Origin of the sequence: Caproicibacterium sp. BJN0003 (assembly GCF_026314295.1) — a bacterium.
Taxonomy (GTDB): domain Bacteria; phylum Bacillota; class Clostridia; order Oscillospirales; family Acutalibacteraceae; genus Caproicibacterium.
The window spans coordinates 658,763-674,933 of the sequence record NZ_CP111108.1 but is presented as its reverse complement, the minus strand read 5'-3'; the positions used below and the strand labels follow the sequence as shown (position 1 = coordinate 674,933).

Below are 16,171 nucleotides of genomic sequence, written 5' to 3'. Positions count from 1 at the left end.
TGGCAGTTTGAGTGTGTGATAACTCCATTCTACCATGTAGGAAAATCACTGTGGATTTTTCTGTTCAAGTGTCCAACTTCATTTTACAACCGACCAATTCTAAATATTGAGCACAATGTAAAGAAACGAGGAAACGGCACCGGAACTGTTTATAAGCTTCCTAATGGGAACTATAAAGCGGAAGTCGTAATCGGTTATTACAAAGAAAATGGAATTTCGAAAAAGCAAAGGAAAACCATTACCTGCAAAAAGAAAAAAGATGCGATACTCGCCATCCAAAAATTAAAGCATACCACCGATCATAAAAAATCGATGACCCTCTTTGATCTGTACAAGGAATATCAAGCTACTAAAAAATATGATAAGCTCAGCCAATCGCAAAAAGACAAGATGAAATTTGCATGGAATAAGATCGAGCAAATGCAGCTCACAAAGATATCGGATCTCACTGTAAAGTCGATGCAGGACATCATCGATGCTACCACTCAATCCTATTATCCGGCACGAGATATCAAAGTCTTATTTTCCCATCTGTATGAGATTGCCATAAAATCCGAAATTGAATCTTCTAATAAATCCGAGTACATTGAATTGCCCGACGCTCCTACTGCAAAGCGTCAAACATTCTCCGAAAAGGATATTGCAAAATTCTGGGACGATTATAATGGTCAATGCCCGGAGGGAAAAGCCGTTGCCCATGACTTCTCCGGATACATCTTAATTATGATCTATACCGGAATGCGAGTCGGCGAACTATTTGGAATTAAAAAGGATCATGTCTATTTAGACAAACGCTATATGGTAGGCGGCGAGAAAACTTCCGCCGGCCGTGACAGAGAAATTCCAATCAATGATTTTATATTTCCTATCGTACAAAAATTTTACCTTATGGGAAAAGAAAGACTCATTGAAAAAAATCTTGACACATTCTATTCTGAATATTGGGACACCATCTCCCGGCTCGAAATTCGCAAATTACCGCCTCAAACATGCAGGCACACCTACTTTACCCTGCTTGCAGAACACAAAGTACACCCTGCACTGATCGCTGCTATGGGCGGTCACGCACAATATAAAACAGCGATTGATAACTATAATCGCCTATCTTTACAGTCCAAAATAGAAGCTGCAAACCAGATTTAATTTATTCTATTCCCACCCTATTCCCACTATTATTGCAGCAAATGGCTTTGTACCTGGATTTTTGTTTCCCCTGCTAAGGGAGTATGATCGAAAATAGGTCTCTAGCCGTTACTAAAACTTTTTGTAAAAACAGCTGGCAGTCTATCTTTTTCAACAAAAGCGTTCGATTAAAAAATGTTATCTACCTAAGGAACAGTGAAACTTAAAAAAGCAAGCGATGACTCTCTTTTTAGAGGCCACCACTTGCTTTTTTATTCAGTGAAAAATGATTATTCGACCGTAATGACCGAAACAGGGCATCCTTCCTGTGCTTCAACTGCTTTGTCTTCTATCCCTGCTGGGACATCTTCCTGATAAACTTCAGCTACTCCATCATTGGCAATGCGAAAAACTTCAGGACATGTTTCTGCGCAGAGTCCACAGGAAATACAGCCACTTCTGTCCAGTTTTGCTTTCATAAAATTCCCCTCCTTTCCGAGCATAATATAATCAACATAAAAATGTTTACGGCTGAGGAAATACAACTGTTAGCAGCATCTTGAACTTTCCATCCGCCGCCACAGCATGAGGGATTCCCGCGGGCATCACAATCGTCTTTCCTTTGTTAAGTGAAAACTCCTGATTCCCAATTGTAATACGTGCGGCACCTTCAAGGATCATCAACATTGCGTCTCCGTCTGAAGAATGGGAACTTATTTCTTCCCCTTCATCAAATGCGAACAGGGTAATACTCACAACTTTGTTTTGTACAAAAGTTCGGCTCACAACTTGTCCCTGCTGGTATTCCACCAGCGAGGGCAACTCCAGTACATTCTCAAATTCAATATTTTTTAAATAATGTGTTTCCATCCTCTGAACCACCTTTTTTAATTCTTCGGTCACTCTGAAACCAGACGCTTTTCTTCTTTGATCTCCTAAATATGTCTGATATTCTGAGTCACTTCGAACACACCAAGATATTCACTTCTTTCACTGCGTACGGCAAAAGTCCCGGATGAGAATATATTTTTCGCCCATATTGATCCAAAAATCTTCACTGCTTTTGGGGCCGACTTTAAAATTCTCCACAAGTCTTTCGACAATATGCACACTTGCCGGGGAATAACAGTTAGAAACTTTTCGACCAATAATTGCCGTTGTGCAGCTGTACTCACGTAAATTCCTCCTTAACTTTATAATTTCAAATAAAATGTTTGCTCATTTTATTGATTGCAACATAACTTATCCGCTGCTGTGAATATCCAGATATAGAGTTTTCAAAAGTCCATTTACTTCCAACAGTCTAGTAATTCCCGGATCTCTACTTTACAATTCATATATCTGCTTATTTAAGCAAAGATTTTTGCCCTTATCGAAATAAATTTTGCACACTATTCCAGATTTCACCATTATTGTAACAAATATTTTTATAATTACAACCAAAATTTATATTGCCTAAAAAATTAAAGCAAAATATAAGACTGCATTTTAACTCTTAATCCATAATTTTACCTTCGGTCGAAATCGTAACAATCTGCCATGGAATGAATTTTCCGCTGTTTTGGAGTGCTCTTTTTACTGCATTTTCAATTCCACCACAGCAAGGGACCTCCATTCTGACAACTGTAACACTTTTAATTTGATTATTTTTAATAATTGCTGTCAGTTTCTCGCTGTAATCCCCTTCATCCAATTTTGGGCAGCCTATTAAAGTAATTTTATTTTTGATAAACCGGTTATGAAAATCCCCATAAGCATAAGCGGTACAATCGGCAGCAATCAGTAGGTTTGCATCATTAAAATACGGTGCATTTACTGGTGCAAGCTTGATCTGAACAGGCCACTGAGAAAGCTGACTTTTATTTTCATTCCTATTCAAAGGAACAAACTTTCCCTCAGCTTCGTGGCAAATTGCTTTGGATTGTGTCCCAGGGCACCCGCAAGCTAGTATCTCTTTTTGTTTTTCCAACTTACTTTTTCCAGCAGAAATCTCATCATACTTCTTCGCTTCGCGTTCCTCAAAGCTGATTGCTCCCGCAGGGCATGCCGGCAAGCAATCTCCCAGGCCATCACAATAATCCTCCCTCAGAAGTTTTGCTTTGCCGTTTATCATTCCAATTGCACCTTCATGGCAAGCTTTTGCGCATAGTCCGCAACCATTACATTTTTCTTCATCAATTCTAATTATTTTTCTAATCATTATTTTCACTCCCATTATCTTGATTTTTCGAGTTTAGTTTACTATAATCAATCTAATAAATCTGTTGGAATTCCAACATAAGAGGGCTTTATGAAAAATTATTTAGAGATACTAAAAACATCTGAACTATTTAAAGACATAGAAGAATCGGATTTGTTATCACTTTTGTCCTGCTTAGGTATGAAAAAAATTGATTTTAAAAAAGGTGAAACTGTATTTTTTAGCGGTCAAAGTGCAGATCGGTTTGGCATTGTTTTAGCGGGCCAAATTCAAATCGTTCAGGACGACTATTACGGGAATAGAAGTATTCTTTCACAAATCGGCGCAGGAAATTTGTTTGGAGAATCCTTTGCCTGCGCAAATGTAAAAACGCTGCCGGTCAGTGTAATTACGACAACTGAAAGTGAACTTCTATTGATCGACTACTGCAAGCTAGCGACTCCATGTGCGAAAGCTTGTACTTTTCACAGCAAATTGATTCAGAATATGCTGCGTATTGTTTCTATAAAAAACATCGCGCTTACGCAGAAAATTGAATTTATATCAAAACGTACCACTCGTGAAAAACTTTTGGCTTATCTCTCCGCTGAAGCAAATAAGGCAAAAAGCAATCATTTTAACATTCCTTTTAACCGCCAGGAACTTGCAGATTATCTTTCCGTCGAAAGAAGTGCAATGTCTGCAGAATTGTCTAAATTAAGGAAAGATAACGTAATTTCTTTTCAAAAAAACCATTTTACGTTGTTATAAAAGAACTTTTGCAGGTTAACAGCGTCTCCATTTTGAAATTCTTTTTAAAAATAGAAAAATCCGGAATGCTATCATAAAATGTGATAGCATTCCGGATTTTATGTTTATAATCAGAAAAAGTTATTTATTTAGTTCGTCCACACGAGAATCTTTTTGTCCTGTCGGATGTCCCTTGAGCCAAAGCTTCTCAGCAGTAGGCTCCCATTCTTCAGCATAATGAACACATTTTCCACAAAGATGCTGGCAGCTTTCCGGAGATTCCATATCAGTAGATTTTGCACCCGTTGCCGTTACCAAGCGCTGGAGTGTTTCCGGATTTTCAAGCATCGGGCAAGGGCGCAGCATATTATCATTAAACGGCTGTGCTGCCTGATAAGCTTTAAAGAGCGGCTGCTGTAGGCATTCGATCAAAGATTTGTCATGGATATTTGCGCTGGAATAATGAATAAAGACACAAGGCTCCACATCACCGTTCGGGTTGATATGACAATACTCTTTTCCTCCAGCTACACAGCCATTGACAAATTCGCCGTCGTTCTGGAAATCGATTGCGAAAATCGGTTTTCCGCCTTCATAGTCACGAATCTCACGCACACGGTGATACATATATTCCCGCTGTTCCGGCGACAGAAGCAGATCGGTGGAAGCGTCATTCCCAACAGGCATGTAATGGAAGTACCAGGTATAAGTAACGCCTTTTGCAATAATCATATCCAAGAATTCATCAGAAGTTACCGTCTTGTAGTTCTGACTGGTGTAGCAGATAGAAGTGCCATACAAAAGCTTATATTTCTTCATCAGATCAAGTGCATGCATGACCTTCTGGAAGTCGCCCTTGCCGCGTCTTGCATCATTTTCTTCTTCAAAGCCTTCCAAGCTGACAGAAGGAACAAAGTTACCAACGCGAAGCATTTCCTTGCAGAAATCGTCATCGATCAAAGTACCATTTGTAAAAGCATGGAAAGCGCAATCATTGTGCTTTTCGCACAGACGAATGACATCCTTTTTGCGGACGAGCGGCTCGCCGCCGGTCAAAAGGAATGCATGAATTCCAAGCTCTTTGGCCTGTGTGACAATGCTGTCCATATCTTCAAAGGAAAGGTTCAGCTGACGATCATATTCGGCAGCCCAACAACCGGTGCAATGCAGGTTGCAGGCACTGGTTGGATCAAAAAGGATAATCCACGGGATTGCGCAGCCATATTTTTTAGAGTTCTCTTCTGCAATATGGAATCCACGAAAACCTGCTTCATAGCCCAGATTGAGCATAGCCATTTTAAGCAGTTTCGGGTCTGTATTATCCAAAAGGTTATTCGCAAATTTCATCCATTTACTGTCTGGATTACTAAAAATATTGCGCAGTTGAGCGTAAGCTTCTGGTTTCCACACATCACCAAGTATTTTCTCCGTCAAGTCGACCAGCTGCAGCAAAGCTTTGGAGCGATCATGATTGGTATATTTGATTGCAGCATCGATTGCCACTTCAAACGCTTTTCGCTGCATTGCATGTGTAATGCTATCCATAAATAAAAGCCTCCTCAAACTTCTTGTACTTGAACATTTCTAACTGTTCATCATACTGATTTTCTATGTTGTTGAGTATAACACTTTGATTCTTATAAATCAATACGAAACGCCCAAACGAAGCTACCCAAAATCGTCAAAGTGTCGTAAAAGGGAAAGTTGTATTTTTGCTGTTTTATAAAGTCAATCATACAAAATAAATTAAGAGAATTTTGGAAGAATTGAGGAACCAAATCCGGACAAAACAATTTTTTGCAATTATAATCAGGCTTTTTGTGGTACATTAAAAACAATTAAACAAAAAAGGCACAGCCATAACGGCTGCACCTCTTTTTTATTTACACAACAACTATACAAATTTTTCACTTGCTAAAAAGTAGGACATCGGTAATGATGGAAATGAAATTCACATAAATGGAAAGGGAAAAATGGTCGTCTCCATTTCTTCTTTATACCAATTAGAAATAACGCTTTAAAAGGCCCTGGAATCCGCATCCATGCCGTGCCTCATCTTTCGCCATTTCATGCACAGTATCATGAATAGCATCGTAGTTAAGTGCTTTTGCTTTCGTTGCAAGATCCAGCTTGCCCTTACATGCACCAGCTTCAGCCTCTACACGCATCTCAAGATTCTTCTTGGTGCTCTTTGTAAGGACTTCGCCCAGAAGCTCTGCAAACTTCGAAGCATGCTCAGCCTCTTCAAACGCATAGCGCTTAAAAGCTTCTGCAATTTCGGGATACCCTTCGCGCTCTGCCTGACGGCTCATGGCAAGATACATACCAACTTCGCTGCATTCTCCGTTAAAGTTTGCTTGAAGACCCTGATAAACTTCAGGGTCGCAGCCCTGTGCAACGCCAATTTCATGCTCACATGCAAAGCCCTGGCTCTTCTCTTCAACCTGCTCTACAAATTTCTCCCGAGGTGCTTTACACTGGGGGCAGAACAGCGGCGGAACTTCGCCTTCATATACATAACCACATACAGAACAAACCCATTTTTTCATTTTTACTTCCTCCTTGAAAAAAATTGATGGCAAATAATTTATTTGGAACCTGTTTCAGCTTTTTTCAAAGCCTCCAGGCATTCCATGCAAATTCCATTAAAACAAACAGAATGGCTTAACACTTTTACTTTACATTTTCGTGCAACCATTGTATCTGCTTCCGGATCGACAAATTCGTCATTAACATCGATTACTTTTCCGCAATTTGTGCATACAAAATGAGAGTGCGGTGTAATATCTCCGTCATAACGTTCCTGCCCATCTACGACGCCTACACTAGCGATAACGCCCTCTTCTTTAAAAAGGCGAAGATTGCGGTAGACGGTTCCTAAACTTAGATCAGGATATTCATTTTTCAGTTCCTGATAAACCCATTCCGCTGTGGGATGGATTTTCGTCTTCTGCAAAGCGGTAAGAATCGCTTCTCGTTTTCGGCTGTAATTCTGTTTTCTTTCCATAGTCCATGTCCCCAATAATTTATAATATTTGTTCTTAATTTACTTTACTAAATCTTTTGGCATTTGTAAAGGGCAAGGGCTGCAAAACAAATTTAATAATGATTACTTTTCTTGTTTTTATAATACTACTTCGTTTTGAAAATGTAAAGACTTTTTTTCAATATTTTAAAAATATTTTTATTTTCCTTAAAGCCATGCTTTTATAAGGACTCTGCGAAACGTAGGTTGTATGAAACTTTAATCTGCGTTATGCTGAAAGCAGAAAAGATATGGGAGGGATTTATTTGGATCAATATGTAACGGGTTCTACCATCAAGGCATTACGTGAAAAGAAAAAATTAACACAGAAACAGTTGGCAGAACTTTTAGCAGTCAGCGATAAAACAATCTCAAAATGGGAAACACAAAAAGGGCTCCCGGATATTACACTAATAAAACCGCTGGCAGAAACACTTGGCGTCTCGATTGGAGAGCTTTTATCAGGACAATTATTTTCCAATGAAAACCGTTCTGCAAATTTAAGGAAGGGAAACTTTTATGTTTGTCCGGTCTGCGGAAATATTATTTATGCAGTTGGAAACGGTTCTTTTCATTGCTGTGGAATTGCGCTTCCTCCTTTAGAAGCCGAAGCAATTGATTCGGAGCATCCATTGAAAGCAGAACGAATAGAGGACGAATATTTAGTCTCATGCCATCATCCCATGGAAAAGGAGCATTATCTTTCTTTTTTTGCTTATCTTTCCGCCGGGCAACTTCAAATGATCAAACTCTATCCAGAGCAAAATGCAGAAGCACGCTTTAAAATCCGTGGGCATGGAACTTTCTATGCTTTCTGCAACCGACACGGACTTTTTTCTATCACTGTCTAAAATAAAAAAGCAGCCTGAAATCTTTTCGCAAGATTTCAGGCTGCTTTTTTTACCAGTTGACTTTTTCCTTACGCAAGGCGGACTCTAATTTTTTCTCATCTCCGTCAAACAAATAGCCATGCATTCCAAATTGTTCCCCGGTTTTTAGGTTTTGCTCACAATCATCAATAAAAAAACATTCTTTAGGATCCAGATGATAACGATCAAAAAGGATCTGATAAATCTGCGGTTCAGGCTTTACCTGCTGAACATCTGCAGACATAACCACTCCATCAAAATACTGTAACGCTGGAAGGCGAAGCGCATAAACATGAAGCCGCACTCCCGTATTGCTAAGCAGATAGAGATGATAGCCTGCCCTATGAAGCTTGATCGCAAGTAAATTAACGCTCTCAATCGGGCGTGTATAATTCTGCCACCCATAAAAAAGTGCACTGGCCTCCTGATGAAGACTCTTAGGCAGCTTTTGAAGCATTTTTTTTAAAGCTTCCCGCTCTGTGATAAGGCCATGATCCAGATCAAGCCATTCCTGCCCGCCAAATAGAGCCGTCAACACCATGTCCTGATCTTCTTCACTGTGCAAAAATGCTTTTACATAGTTCTGAGGATTATAGTCCAACAGTACATTTCCCATATCAAAAATCATATTTTTAATCATATGAAATCCTCCTATTTGCAGATTCAGCCTATAAAGCCTCTACGAAAGCTGCGTGTGGAAAGTATACCATATTCTTCTAAAAAACGCAAAAGACTAATCCCCCAAAATGAGATTAGTCTTTTGCATCTTTCATCATCGCAAAGGCACCAATTAAGAAAACAGATTCTCTTTACAGTTTCCCAACAAAAGCTGCAAATTATTTTCTTTCTGCCAATCAATGACGCTCCCTATGATAACTGCTTCCAATATCAGACAAAAGCAAAATTAAACCATTAATCTTCATCGGCCGCTTTCAAATGGCCGGTATTTTCGATTTCAGAAATCATATCAATTCGTACCTGGTGGCGGCCACCCTCATACTTTGCTCCAAGCCATTCATCAACAATCATTTTGGCTGTTTCGATTCCAATAACACGTGCTCCAAATGCAATAATATTGGAATTATTATGCTGCTTGGAAAGCTTTGCGGAATAAGGCTCACTGCAAGCACATGCACGAATGCCTTTTACTTTGTTTGCTGCCAGAGAAATTCCAATTCCGGTTCCACATATCAGTACGCCGCCGTCTACCTTTCCAGATGCCACCAGCTTCGCTACTTTATATCCGCTGATCGGATAATTAAAGCGCTCGGTGCTGTTTGTGCCAACATCGATCACTTCAATCCCCTTCTCTTCCAGATAAGCTTTTATTTGATTTTTCATCTCAACTGCAACATGATCATTTCCAATTGCTAATTTCATAATTGCCTCCGATTACAACTAAATTTCTAAAACGACAGCTTTCATTTTACAACTTATAAATAATTCAAATCCTGCATGCGCTTTTGTGCATAAATAGCGGCACCTACTACCCCATTTTCCTGATTTGGCCTCGAATAACGAATATCCAAAGTCTTTTCCGGATAAGGTTTTCTAGCAAAACGATGCACTTCTTTTTCAAAGAGTTCCCGTGGAAAACCTCTCATCTGCAAAAGCCCACCGCCAATAATCAGGCAGTCCGGATCAAACAGATTTGCTTCTGCTGCTACCGTCTGAGCCATTCCTGTTAAAAACTCTCTCATAATAGAAGTATCCATTTTCGTTGCGAACAATTCCTGAATTGGTGTATCCGGAAACTCTTGTCTCTGAATCCGTTCAAGAGCAATTCCTGAAACAAGCGTCTCTAAACAGCTTTCATTTCCGCACATGCAAATCCGATGGTTTCCATAGACGGGCAAATGTCCCAGCTCCGAGGCAACTCCATTATGCCCCAACAGGATTTTTCCATCCACCATCACTGAATTTCCAATTCCGGTGCCGAAATAAATTCCAGCCACACAGTCTTGATCAGCGACCCCTAAATCTTCCAGATCAAAAAGCAAGAGGTCATTGACATCGCGATTGATAAAGGCCGGTATCTTTAAAGTCTTTTCCAGTACATCTACAATTGCCAAATTATCTGAAATACAGCTGATATTGGGGGTTTGCACAACGACGGTTCTTTCTCTATTAATAGTAGAAGGAAAACCGATCGAAACTGCTTTCGGCATTTTCCCTTCCATATGGCGATCACAATAGGTTTTGATACAATCCGCCAATCTTTGAGCAGGGTCACACTCGGCCCCAAATATTTCTCTTGTACTCAGTCGCTCAAAAGCGGTTAATTCCAACGCATCATTCACCAGACCAAATCGCATATTGGTACCGCCGATATCAATTCCGAGCACAAGCTGCTCTGTAATTGCCATGGTACCTCCCCCGTTCATAGGCATTTTACTCCAGTTTCCTTTTGGAAATTGTCTTTCGTTTTCTGACAGGCTGTCTCCAGATCGGAATCCAAGCTAAAAAGTCCGGAAGAACCAAGCACAAAAACATCTGCTCCCGCTTCATATAAGCGTCCAAAAGTCTTTTGGTTGCAGGAACCATCAATCATAATCTGATAGTGCCACCCGTTTTTCTCACGCAGCTCTTTTGCTTCTTTGATCTTATCAAGCATTTCCTCAATAAACGGCTGACCTGCAAATCCAACATCTACCGTCATCAAAGTCAGAACATCAATGCGATTGAGATAGTGTTTGCAATAAGAGAGCGGAGTTGCCGGATTCAGCGTTACACCTAACTTACAGCCAACCTGTGCGATATGGTTGAGGGTCCGAAAGCAATCCGTATTCATTGTTTCTGCATGCGGACTAATCATTGCGGCTCCAGCCTCTGCGCAGGCATCGATCCAATCATTAGGATTTGTTGTCATCAAATGCACATCCATTGGCTTTTTCGCGACGCGGGAACACGCACGCATAAAGTCCGGACTCAGGGTAATGTTTTTACAATAATGACCATCCATAATATCGATATGATATCCATCCATATTGGAATCCAAAATTTTGATCTGGTTTTTTATATCCAGAAAATCCATACACATTAAGCTAACTGAAAATTTAGGTCTCATTTTTTCTTTTCCTCCAGAGTTTTTTACTTATTCTTAAAAATCAGCTCTTGCGGCTTGCTCCGAAGAAACGATCCAACGTTACGGCAATGATCAGCAGGCAGCCCATCGCCAATTGCTGATAATAGCTGGAAACGCCCACCATGTTGAGGCCGTTATTGATAACACCGATAATTAAACCACCAATAATCACCTTCGGGATTTTGCCGATTCCACCGAAGAAAGAAGCACCGCCGATGATGACAGCTTCGATTGCATACGTTTCGTAACCAGTACCTGCGTTCGGCTCTGCTGCTGCCAGTCTTGCAATGTTGACCATTCCAGCTAAAGCTGCACAAAGTCCGGAAATCGCAAAAGCAATAATCGTATGCTTTTTAACTGTAATGCCGGCATACCATGCGGACTGTGTATTTCCACCTAGTGCATAGAGGTTACGGCCGGACTGACATTTTACTGTAAAGAAAGTTAAAACAGCTGCTGCAACCAGTGCTACAATGATCGGAACTGGAACTACGCCGAAAAGTTTTCCGCCGATACTGGTAGAGAATGAGGCTGGTAAACCGGATACCGCACGCGCATCTGTAACGATATAAACAAGGCTGCGAAGGATTGCCTGTGTGCCCAAAGTGATGATGAAAGGCGGAAGGCCCGTTGCCGTCACCAAAACGCCGTTGACCAATCCAACAAACAGGCCAAAGAAAACAACGCCGACCAGAATGGCCAACCACGGATCAAATCCCGCATTAATCATCAGTTTTGCGGTCACTGCACCAGAAAGCGCCATAATCGAACTGACACTCAAATCAATTCCGCCAAGCAAAATAGCAAAAAATTCTCCAAGCCCCAGAAGAATCGTAATGGAACTTTGCTCCATAATCTTAACCAGATTTCCTGTCGTCAAAAAACTGGTAGGCCGCAGTATTCCAAATACAACGATCATGATTGCAAGAATCGTAATCGTACTGTAGCGATCCCAGTAATCGCTGAAAGTGAATTTCTTTTTCTCAATCGTCTTCGTTTTCAACTTACTTTCCTCCCGTTATTATGCCGTCTCGCTGGTGGCTGCCTTTGCCAGCTTTTCTTCCGTCGCTTCTGCAATATCATAACTGCCTGTGATCCGACCGTTCGCCATAATGATGATCCGGTCACACAGTCCCAACAGCTCCGGCATTTCACTGGAAACAACGATTACACCGATCCCGTTATCTGCGAGTCTGCGCATTAATTTATAAATCTCACTCTTGGTTCCGACATCAATTCCTTTTGTCGGCTCATCAAAAATCAAAACCTTTACATTAGCAGCCATCCATTTGCCCAGAATCACTTTTTGCTGATTTCCGCCTGAAAGCTGTGATGTCAGCTGCTCGCGCGAAGTCCACTTAATTTGAATGGATTCATGCTCTTCGTCCGCCATTTTCCTTTCTTCTACTTCATTGGTAAGGCCGATTAATCCATCTAATTTAGATTCTTTTAGCTGCCTCGCAATCGCAATATTTCGCTGATTGCTGAAATTTTGGAAAAATCCGGTTTCACGCCGGTTTTCTGTTACCATCCCGATTCCATTGCGCAAAGCGTCATAAGGATTTCTAATTTTTAACTTTTTACCATTCAAAAAAATATCGCCGGAAATTTTTGGTGCAGCTCCATAAACCGCACACATTGTCTCGCTGCGGCCTGCTCCGACCAATCCCGAAAAACCTAAAATTTCCCCTTTTCTAAGATCAAAAGAAATATTCTCGACTAAATGATCTTTACGGGTAAGATTTTTGCAGGAAAACATTACATCACCGAACTGATAATGCTCTTCCGGCAAATGCTGGTAGGTTCCTTTAATCTCACGGCCAACCATCTTTCGGATCATATCATCGGTTGTCAGATCAGAAACATTATAAGTTCCTACATATCCACCATCTTTTAAGATGGTGATTCGGTCCCCAATTTCTGAAATTTCGGAGAGCTTATGGGAAATAAAAACGACCCCGCGTCCCTCTGCCTTGAGCTGACGAATAATCGTAAAAAGCTTTTGCACTTCGTCTTCTGTAAGAGAAGAGGTCGGTTCATCCATCACGATCACTTTTGCATTGAACGCAATTGACTTTGCAATTTCGACCATCTGCTTTTCACTGATGCTTAAATCCCCTACATTGGTGGTCGGTGTACAATGGGAAAGATTCACTTTCTTGAGCAACTCTTTTGTTTTAGCATTCATTGTTGCATAATCAACAACAGAGACAGGGCCTACCTTTTTCATAGGCAGCCGCCCCATAAAAAGATTTTCACGAATATCAAGCCAGTTAACGACACTAAGTTCCTGATAAATAATGCTAATTCCGCCTTCAGATGACAAATGCGGAGTCAACCTGTCATACTCTTTTCCGTTAAGTACAATGCTTCCTTCATCTGGCTTATAAGCGCCACTAAGCACCTTCATCAAAGTCGATTTTCCTGCACCATTTTCTCCAAGTAAAACATGCACCTCACCGGGGCACACATCAAAATTAATCTTGTTAAGTGCTACAACCCCTGGAAAACGCTTGGTAATATTCTTCATTTGAACAATTGGTTCCAAACGTATTCTCTCCTTTCAAAGTAAAATCCGATTCTAAAGATATTCTAAAGATTCGGTTCGGCCAGACGCTGTCAGCAAGGTAGGCACTTCAAATTTTCTGCAGTGCCTACCGCTCACAGCGCCTGCTGCAATTTCTTGCAGAGGCGCCGTTCGCAATACTTCTTAAAAAATCATCTTACTTTTTGATATATTGAGAAGCATTATCTTTGGTAATCAGAATTGCATTAATGCTGTAAACCGGAACGTCTGCACCGACCTCAGGCTTTACATCTTTCTGAACAGCCTCAGTCAACAAATCAAGTCCTTTTGCGCCAACGGAAGCAGGATCCTGTGCAACTGTAGCTGCGAGTTTACCATCAGCTACAGACTGAATTGCATCGTCATTGCCATCGGTTCCGCAAACCTTGATGTCTTTTCCGGAAGCCTCAACAGCTTCCTGAACGCCCATTGCCATCGTATCATTGCAGCAATAAATTGCTTTCAGATCCGGATGAGCCGTGATATAGTTGGTTGCAACATCATATGCCTTGGTACGATCCCAATCAGCAGGCTGGCTCTCTACAATTTTCAAGCCGGCTGCTTCAAAAGCAGCTTTTGCACCGTCGCGGCGATTTTCACCGGAAACAGCACCGGCTTTGCCTTCAACGATAGCAACTTCGCCGGAACCGCCGATTTGCTTAATCAAGTTCTCTGCGCCCATCTTGCCAACTGCTTTATTATCAGTTGCAACATAAGCATAGCAAGCACCGCCCAACTTAGAAAGTGCATCCATGTTGATTTTTTCATCAATATCAACGATTTTGATTCCCTTGGAAGTTGCATCTGCAATTGCATTGTTCAGGTTTACATCGGAAATTGGAGCAACGCCGATTGCTTTGTAAGTTCCCTTGGAAATTGCATTTTCAAGTAAAGAAACCTGACCTTCAACGTCATCCTCTGTATTTGCGGCATAAATGTCAACTTTGACGCCGAGCTTATCAGCTTCTGCCTGAATTCCATCGCGCATGCTCTGCCAGAACTGACTGGACAGAACCTTCAGAACAACTGCATACTGAGCTTCTCCTGAAGCTGCTGCAGTGCTGGCAGCAGAACCGGATGCTGCTGTAGATGCTGTGGATGATGAGCTGGACGACCCGCAGGCTGCCATGCTCAGGCTCATTGCGGCAGCCATAACTGCTGCAATAAAAGCTTTCATTTTTTTCATACTAAACTTCCTCCTAAATTTTGTTCCGATACAAACTCGGATATTTTCGGGAAATCATAAAATGTAATCGATTTCCCACTTTCATTTACAATATACTATTGTGCCAAATATAAGTCAATACATGAATTTTTTTTCGGATGAATGTTGAGTAATCGTTTGCGCAATTTGTGCAAGTTGCTCATTGTGAAAGATAAAACAATCACAATCAAGCTACAAAGTGAACAAAATTCCCTGATTTTGGAAAAAATCAGGGAATTTTGTTTGTTTATTTAATTAAGGAATCACTTTGAACGACAAGTCGAATTTCGCACCGTTAAACTCACAGGAAGACGATAATGATTGTGAATTTGCTTTCCATCATGCATCATTTCAAAAAGGAGCTTTGCAGCCATCCGAGACATCTGGTCAATATCCTGATGCACACTGGTAATCCCCGGCCCACATGCTGCCGCTATTTGACAGTCATCAAATCCGGTCACTAAAATATCTTTTGGAACTTCTAATCCACGCTCACGCAAAGCAATCACAGCACCGGCGGCCAACGTATCTGTAGTTGACATAATGCCATCAAATTTCGCTTCTCGATCCAACATAAATAAAATGGACTCTCTGGCTTCTTCCATCGAAACAGCTTTCAGATTAATACATAAAGAGCGCTCTTCTTTAATCTTGAATTCGTCCAATGCACGCCGAAATCCGCAATATCGGGCAAACTGATTAGAATCGTTTCCCAAACTCTTTAAAATCAAAATATGGCGGCATCCGGATTGAATCAGTTCTCTTGTTGCGAGATATCCACCCTCTTCATTATCAGATTCAATCATCACTTCTTCTTTGTCCTGACTATTGGAAGGGCGATCCACATAGACAACCGGCAAATCTCCAAGTTCCTCATAATTTCTCATTCCGGAAATCAACACAATTCCGCTGACATTCTGTGCTGTTAAAGACTGGATGTGTTTACTTTCCAGCTCTTCGGATTCATTTGTATTGCAAATCAGGCAGGAATATCCTCTTCGAAATAAATCCATCTCCAAATGAAGGACTAAATTTGCAAAATGCGGGTTCGTAATATCCGGTACAATGATTCCTACTACGCGGGTACGGCTGGTTCGCAATCCCTTCGCACTCATATTCGGGATATAATCGTTTTCTCGGATCACACGGCGCACACGTTCTTCCGTTTCCCTTGAAAAGCGACCATTCTGATTGATCACACGCGAAACGGTTGCCGTAGAAACGCCGGCCAATTTGGCAATTTCTTTAATACTTTTCGCTTTTTCCATGACGGCTTCCTCTTTCTTTTATCATACCTAAATATCATACTGATTCGCGCGTATTTTTGCAAGATCCTTTTTAAGATAAAATTGTCGTCAGAAATTAAATTTC

Annotated in this window: 18 protein-coding genes; 3 read left to right on the top strand and 15 right to left on the bottom strand. The window is 40.9% G+C overall.

What is annotated here, in order from left to right:
- Nucleotides 1–15: 15 nt before the first annotated feature.
- Complete coding sequence (locus OP489_RS03270) at nt 16–1,143, top strand: tyrosine-type recombinase/integrase (RefSeq protein WP_266162935.1); 1,128 nt, start codon at nt 16–18, stop codon at nt 1,141–1,143.
- Nucleotides 1,144–1,412: 269 nt separating this feature from the next.
- On the opposite strand, the gene OP489_RS03265 is transcribed toward OP489_RS03270, so the two are convergent.
- The 4 genes from OP489_RS03265 to OP489_RS03250 all read right to left on the bottom strand — a co-directional run bounded on the left by OP489_RS03265 (nt 1,413) and on the right by OP489_RS03250 (nt 3,322).
- Complete coding sequence (locus OP489_RS03265) at nt 1,413–1,601, bottom strand: ferredoxin (protein ID WP_266162934.1); 189 nt, start codon at nt 1,599–1,601, stop codon at nt 1,413–1,415.
- A gap of 46 nt (nt 1,602–1,647) precedes the next feature.
- Complete coding sequence (locus OP489_RS03260; RefSeq protein ID WP_266162933.1) at nt 1,648–1,992, bottom strand: cupin domain-containing protein; 345 nt, start codon at nt 1,990–1,992, stop codon at nt 1,648–1,650.
- A 120-nt stretch (nt 1,993–2,112) separates the two neighbouring features.
- Nucleotides 2,113–2,232 (bottom strand): hypothetical protein, encoded by a 120-nt coding sequence (locus OP489_RS03255; protein WP_266162932.1) that lies wholly within the window; start codon nt 2,230–2,232, stop codon nt 2,113–2,115.
- A gap of 385 nt (nt 2,233–2,617) precedes the next feature.
- Nucleotides 2,618–3,322 (bottom strand): ATP-binding protein, encoded by a 705-nt coding sequence (locus tag OP489_RS03250; protein ID WP_266162931.1) that lies wholly within the window; start codon nt 3,320–3,322, stop codon nt 2,618–2,620.
- Nucleotides 3,323–3,412: 90 nt separating this feature from the next.
- Here OP489_RS03250 and OP489_RS03245 point away from each other — a divergent pair, with 90 nt between their 5' ends.
- Nucleotides 3,413–4,072 (top strand): Crp/Fnr family transcriptional regulator, encoded by a 660-nt coding sequence (locus OP489_RS03245; RefSeq protein ID WP_266162930.1) that lies wholly within the window; start codon nt 3,413–3,415, stop codon nt 4,070–4,072.
- Nucleotides 4,073–4,192: 120 nt separating this feature from the next.
- On the opposite strand, the gene OP489_RS03240 is transcribed toward OP489_RS03245, so the two are convergent.
- The 3 genes from OP489_RS03240 to OP489_RS03230 form a co-directional block, all read right to left on the bottom strand.
- On the bottom strand, nt 4,193–5,596 hold the full coding sequence (locus OP489_RS03240; protein WP_266162929.1) for a radical SAM protein: 1,404 nt from the start codon (nt 5,594–5,596) through the stop codon (nt 4,193–4,195).
- 458 nt (nt 5,597–6,054) lie between these two features.
- Nucleotides 6,055–6,600: an NADH peroxidase gene (locus OP489_RS03235; protein WP_266162928.1), complete on the bottom strand. Its 546-nt coding sequence runs from the start codon at nt 6,598–6,600 to the stop codon at nt 6,055–6,057.
- A 38-nt stretch (nt 6,601–6,638) separates the two neighbouring features.
- Nucleotides 6,639–7,058: a Fur family transcriptional regulator gene (locus tag OP489_RS03230; RefSeq protein WP_266162927.1), complete on the bottom strand. Its 420-nt coding sequence runs from the start codon at nt 7,056–7,058 to the stop codon at nt 6,639–6,641.
- Nucleotides 7,059–7,342: 284 nt separating this feature from the next.
- On the opposite strand from OP489_RS03230, the gene OP489_RS03225 reads away from it, so the two are divergent.
- Entirely contained in the window at nt 7,343–7,927 is a 585-nt protein-coding gene (locus OP489_RS03225) for a helix-turn-helix domain-containing protein (RefSeq protein ID WP_266162926.1), read from the top strand.
- A 49-nt stretch (nt 7,928–7,976) separates the two neighbouring features.
- Here OP489_RS03225 and OP489_RS03220 read toward each other — a convergent pair whose 3' ends face one another.
- The 8 genes from OP489_RS03220 to OP489_RS03185 all read right to left on the bottom strand — a co-directional run bounded on the left by OP489_RS03220 (nt 7,977) and on the right by OP489_RS03185 (nt 16,068).
- Entirely contained in the window at nt 7,977–8,585 is a 609-nt protein-coding gene (locus tag OP489_RS03220; RefSeq protein ID WP_266162925.1) for an HAD family hydrolase, read from the bottom strand.
- Between the two features lie 272 nt (nt 8,586–8,857).
- The gene (gene rpiB, locus OP489_RS03215) at nt 8,858–9,325 is read right to left on the bottom strand and encodes a ribose 5-phosphate isomerase B (protein ID WP_323135414.1); all 468 of its coding nucleotides are present in this window, start codon (nt 9,323–9,325) and stop codon (nt 8,858–8,860) included.
- Nucleotides 9,326–9,378: 53 nt separating this feature from the next.
- Entirely contained in the window at nt 9,379–10,311 is a 933-nt protein-coding gene (gene alsK, locus OP489_RS03210; protein WP_266162924.1) for an allose kinase, read from the bottom strand.
- 14 nt (nt 10,312–10,325) lie between these two features.
- Nucleotides 10,326–11,012 (bottom strand): D-allulose 6-phosphate 3-epimerase, encoded by a 687-nt coding sequence (gene alsE, locus OP489_RS03205; protein WP_266162923.1) that lies wholly within the window; start codon nt 11,010–11,012, stop codon nt 10,326–10,328.
- Between the two features lie 40 nt (nt 11,013–11,052).
- Nucleotides 11,053–12,033, bottom strand: coding sequence for a D-allose ABC transporter permease (gene alsC, locus OP489_RS03200; protein WP_266162922.1), 981 nt, complete (start codon nt 12,031–12,033; stop codon nt 11,053–11,055).
- 18 nt (nt 12,034–12,051) lie between these two features.
- Complete coding sequence (locus tag OP489_RS03195; protein ID WP_266162921.1) at nt 12,052–13,578, bottom strand: sugar ABC transporter ATP-binding protein; 1,527 nt, start codon at nt 13,576–13,578, stop codon at nt 12,052–12,054.
- A 175-nt stretch (nt 13,579–13,753) separates the two neighbouring features.
- Nucleotides 13,754–14,782 (bottom strand): D-allose transporter substrate-binding protein, encoded by a 1,029-nt coding sequence (gene alsB, locus OP489_RS03190; protein ID WP_266162920.1) that lies wholly within the window; start codon nt 14,780–14,782, stop codon nt 13,754–13,756.
- A 281-nt stretch (nt 14,783–15,063) separates the two neighbouring features.
- Nucleotides 15,064–16,068, bottom strand: coding sequence for a LacI family DNA-binding transcriptional regulator (locus OP489_RS03185; protein WP_266162919.1), 1,005 nt, complete (start codon nt 16,066–16,068; stop codon nt 15,064–15,066).
- Nucleotides 16,069–16,171 lie beyond the last annotated feature (103 nt).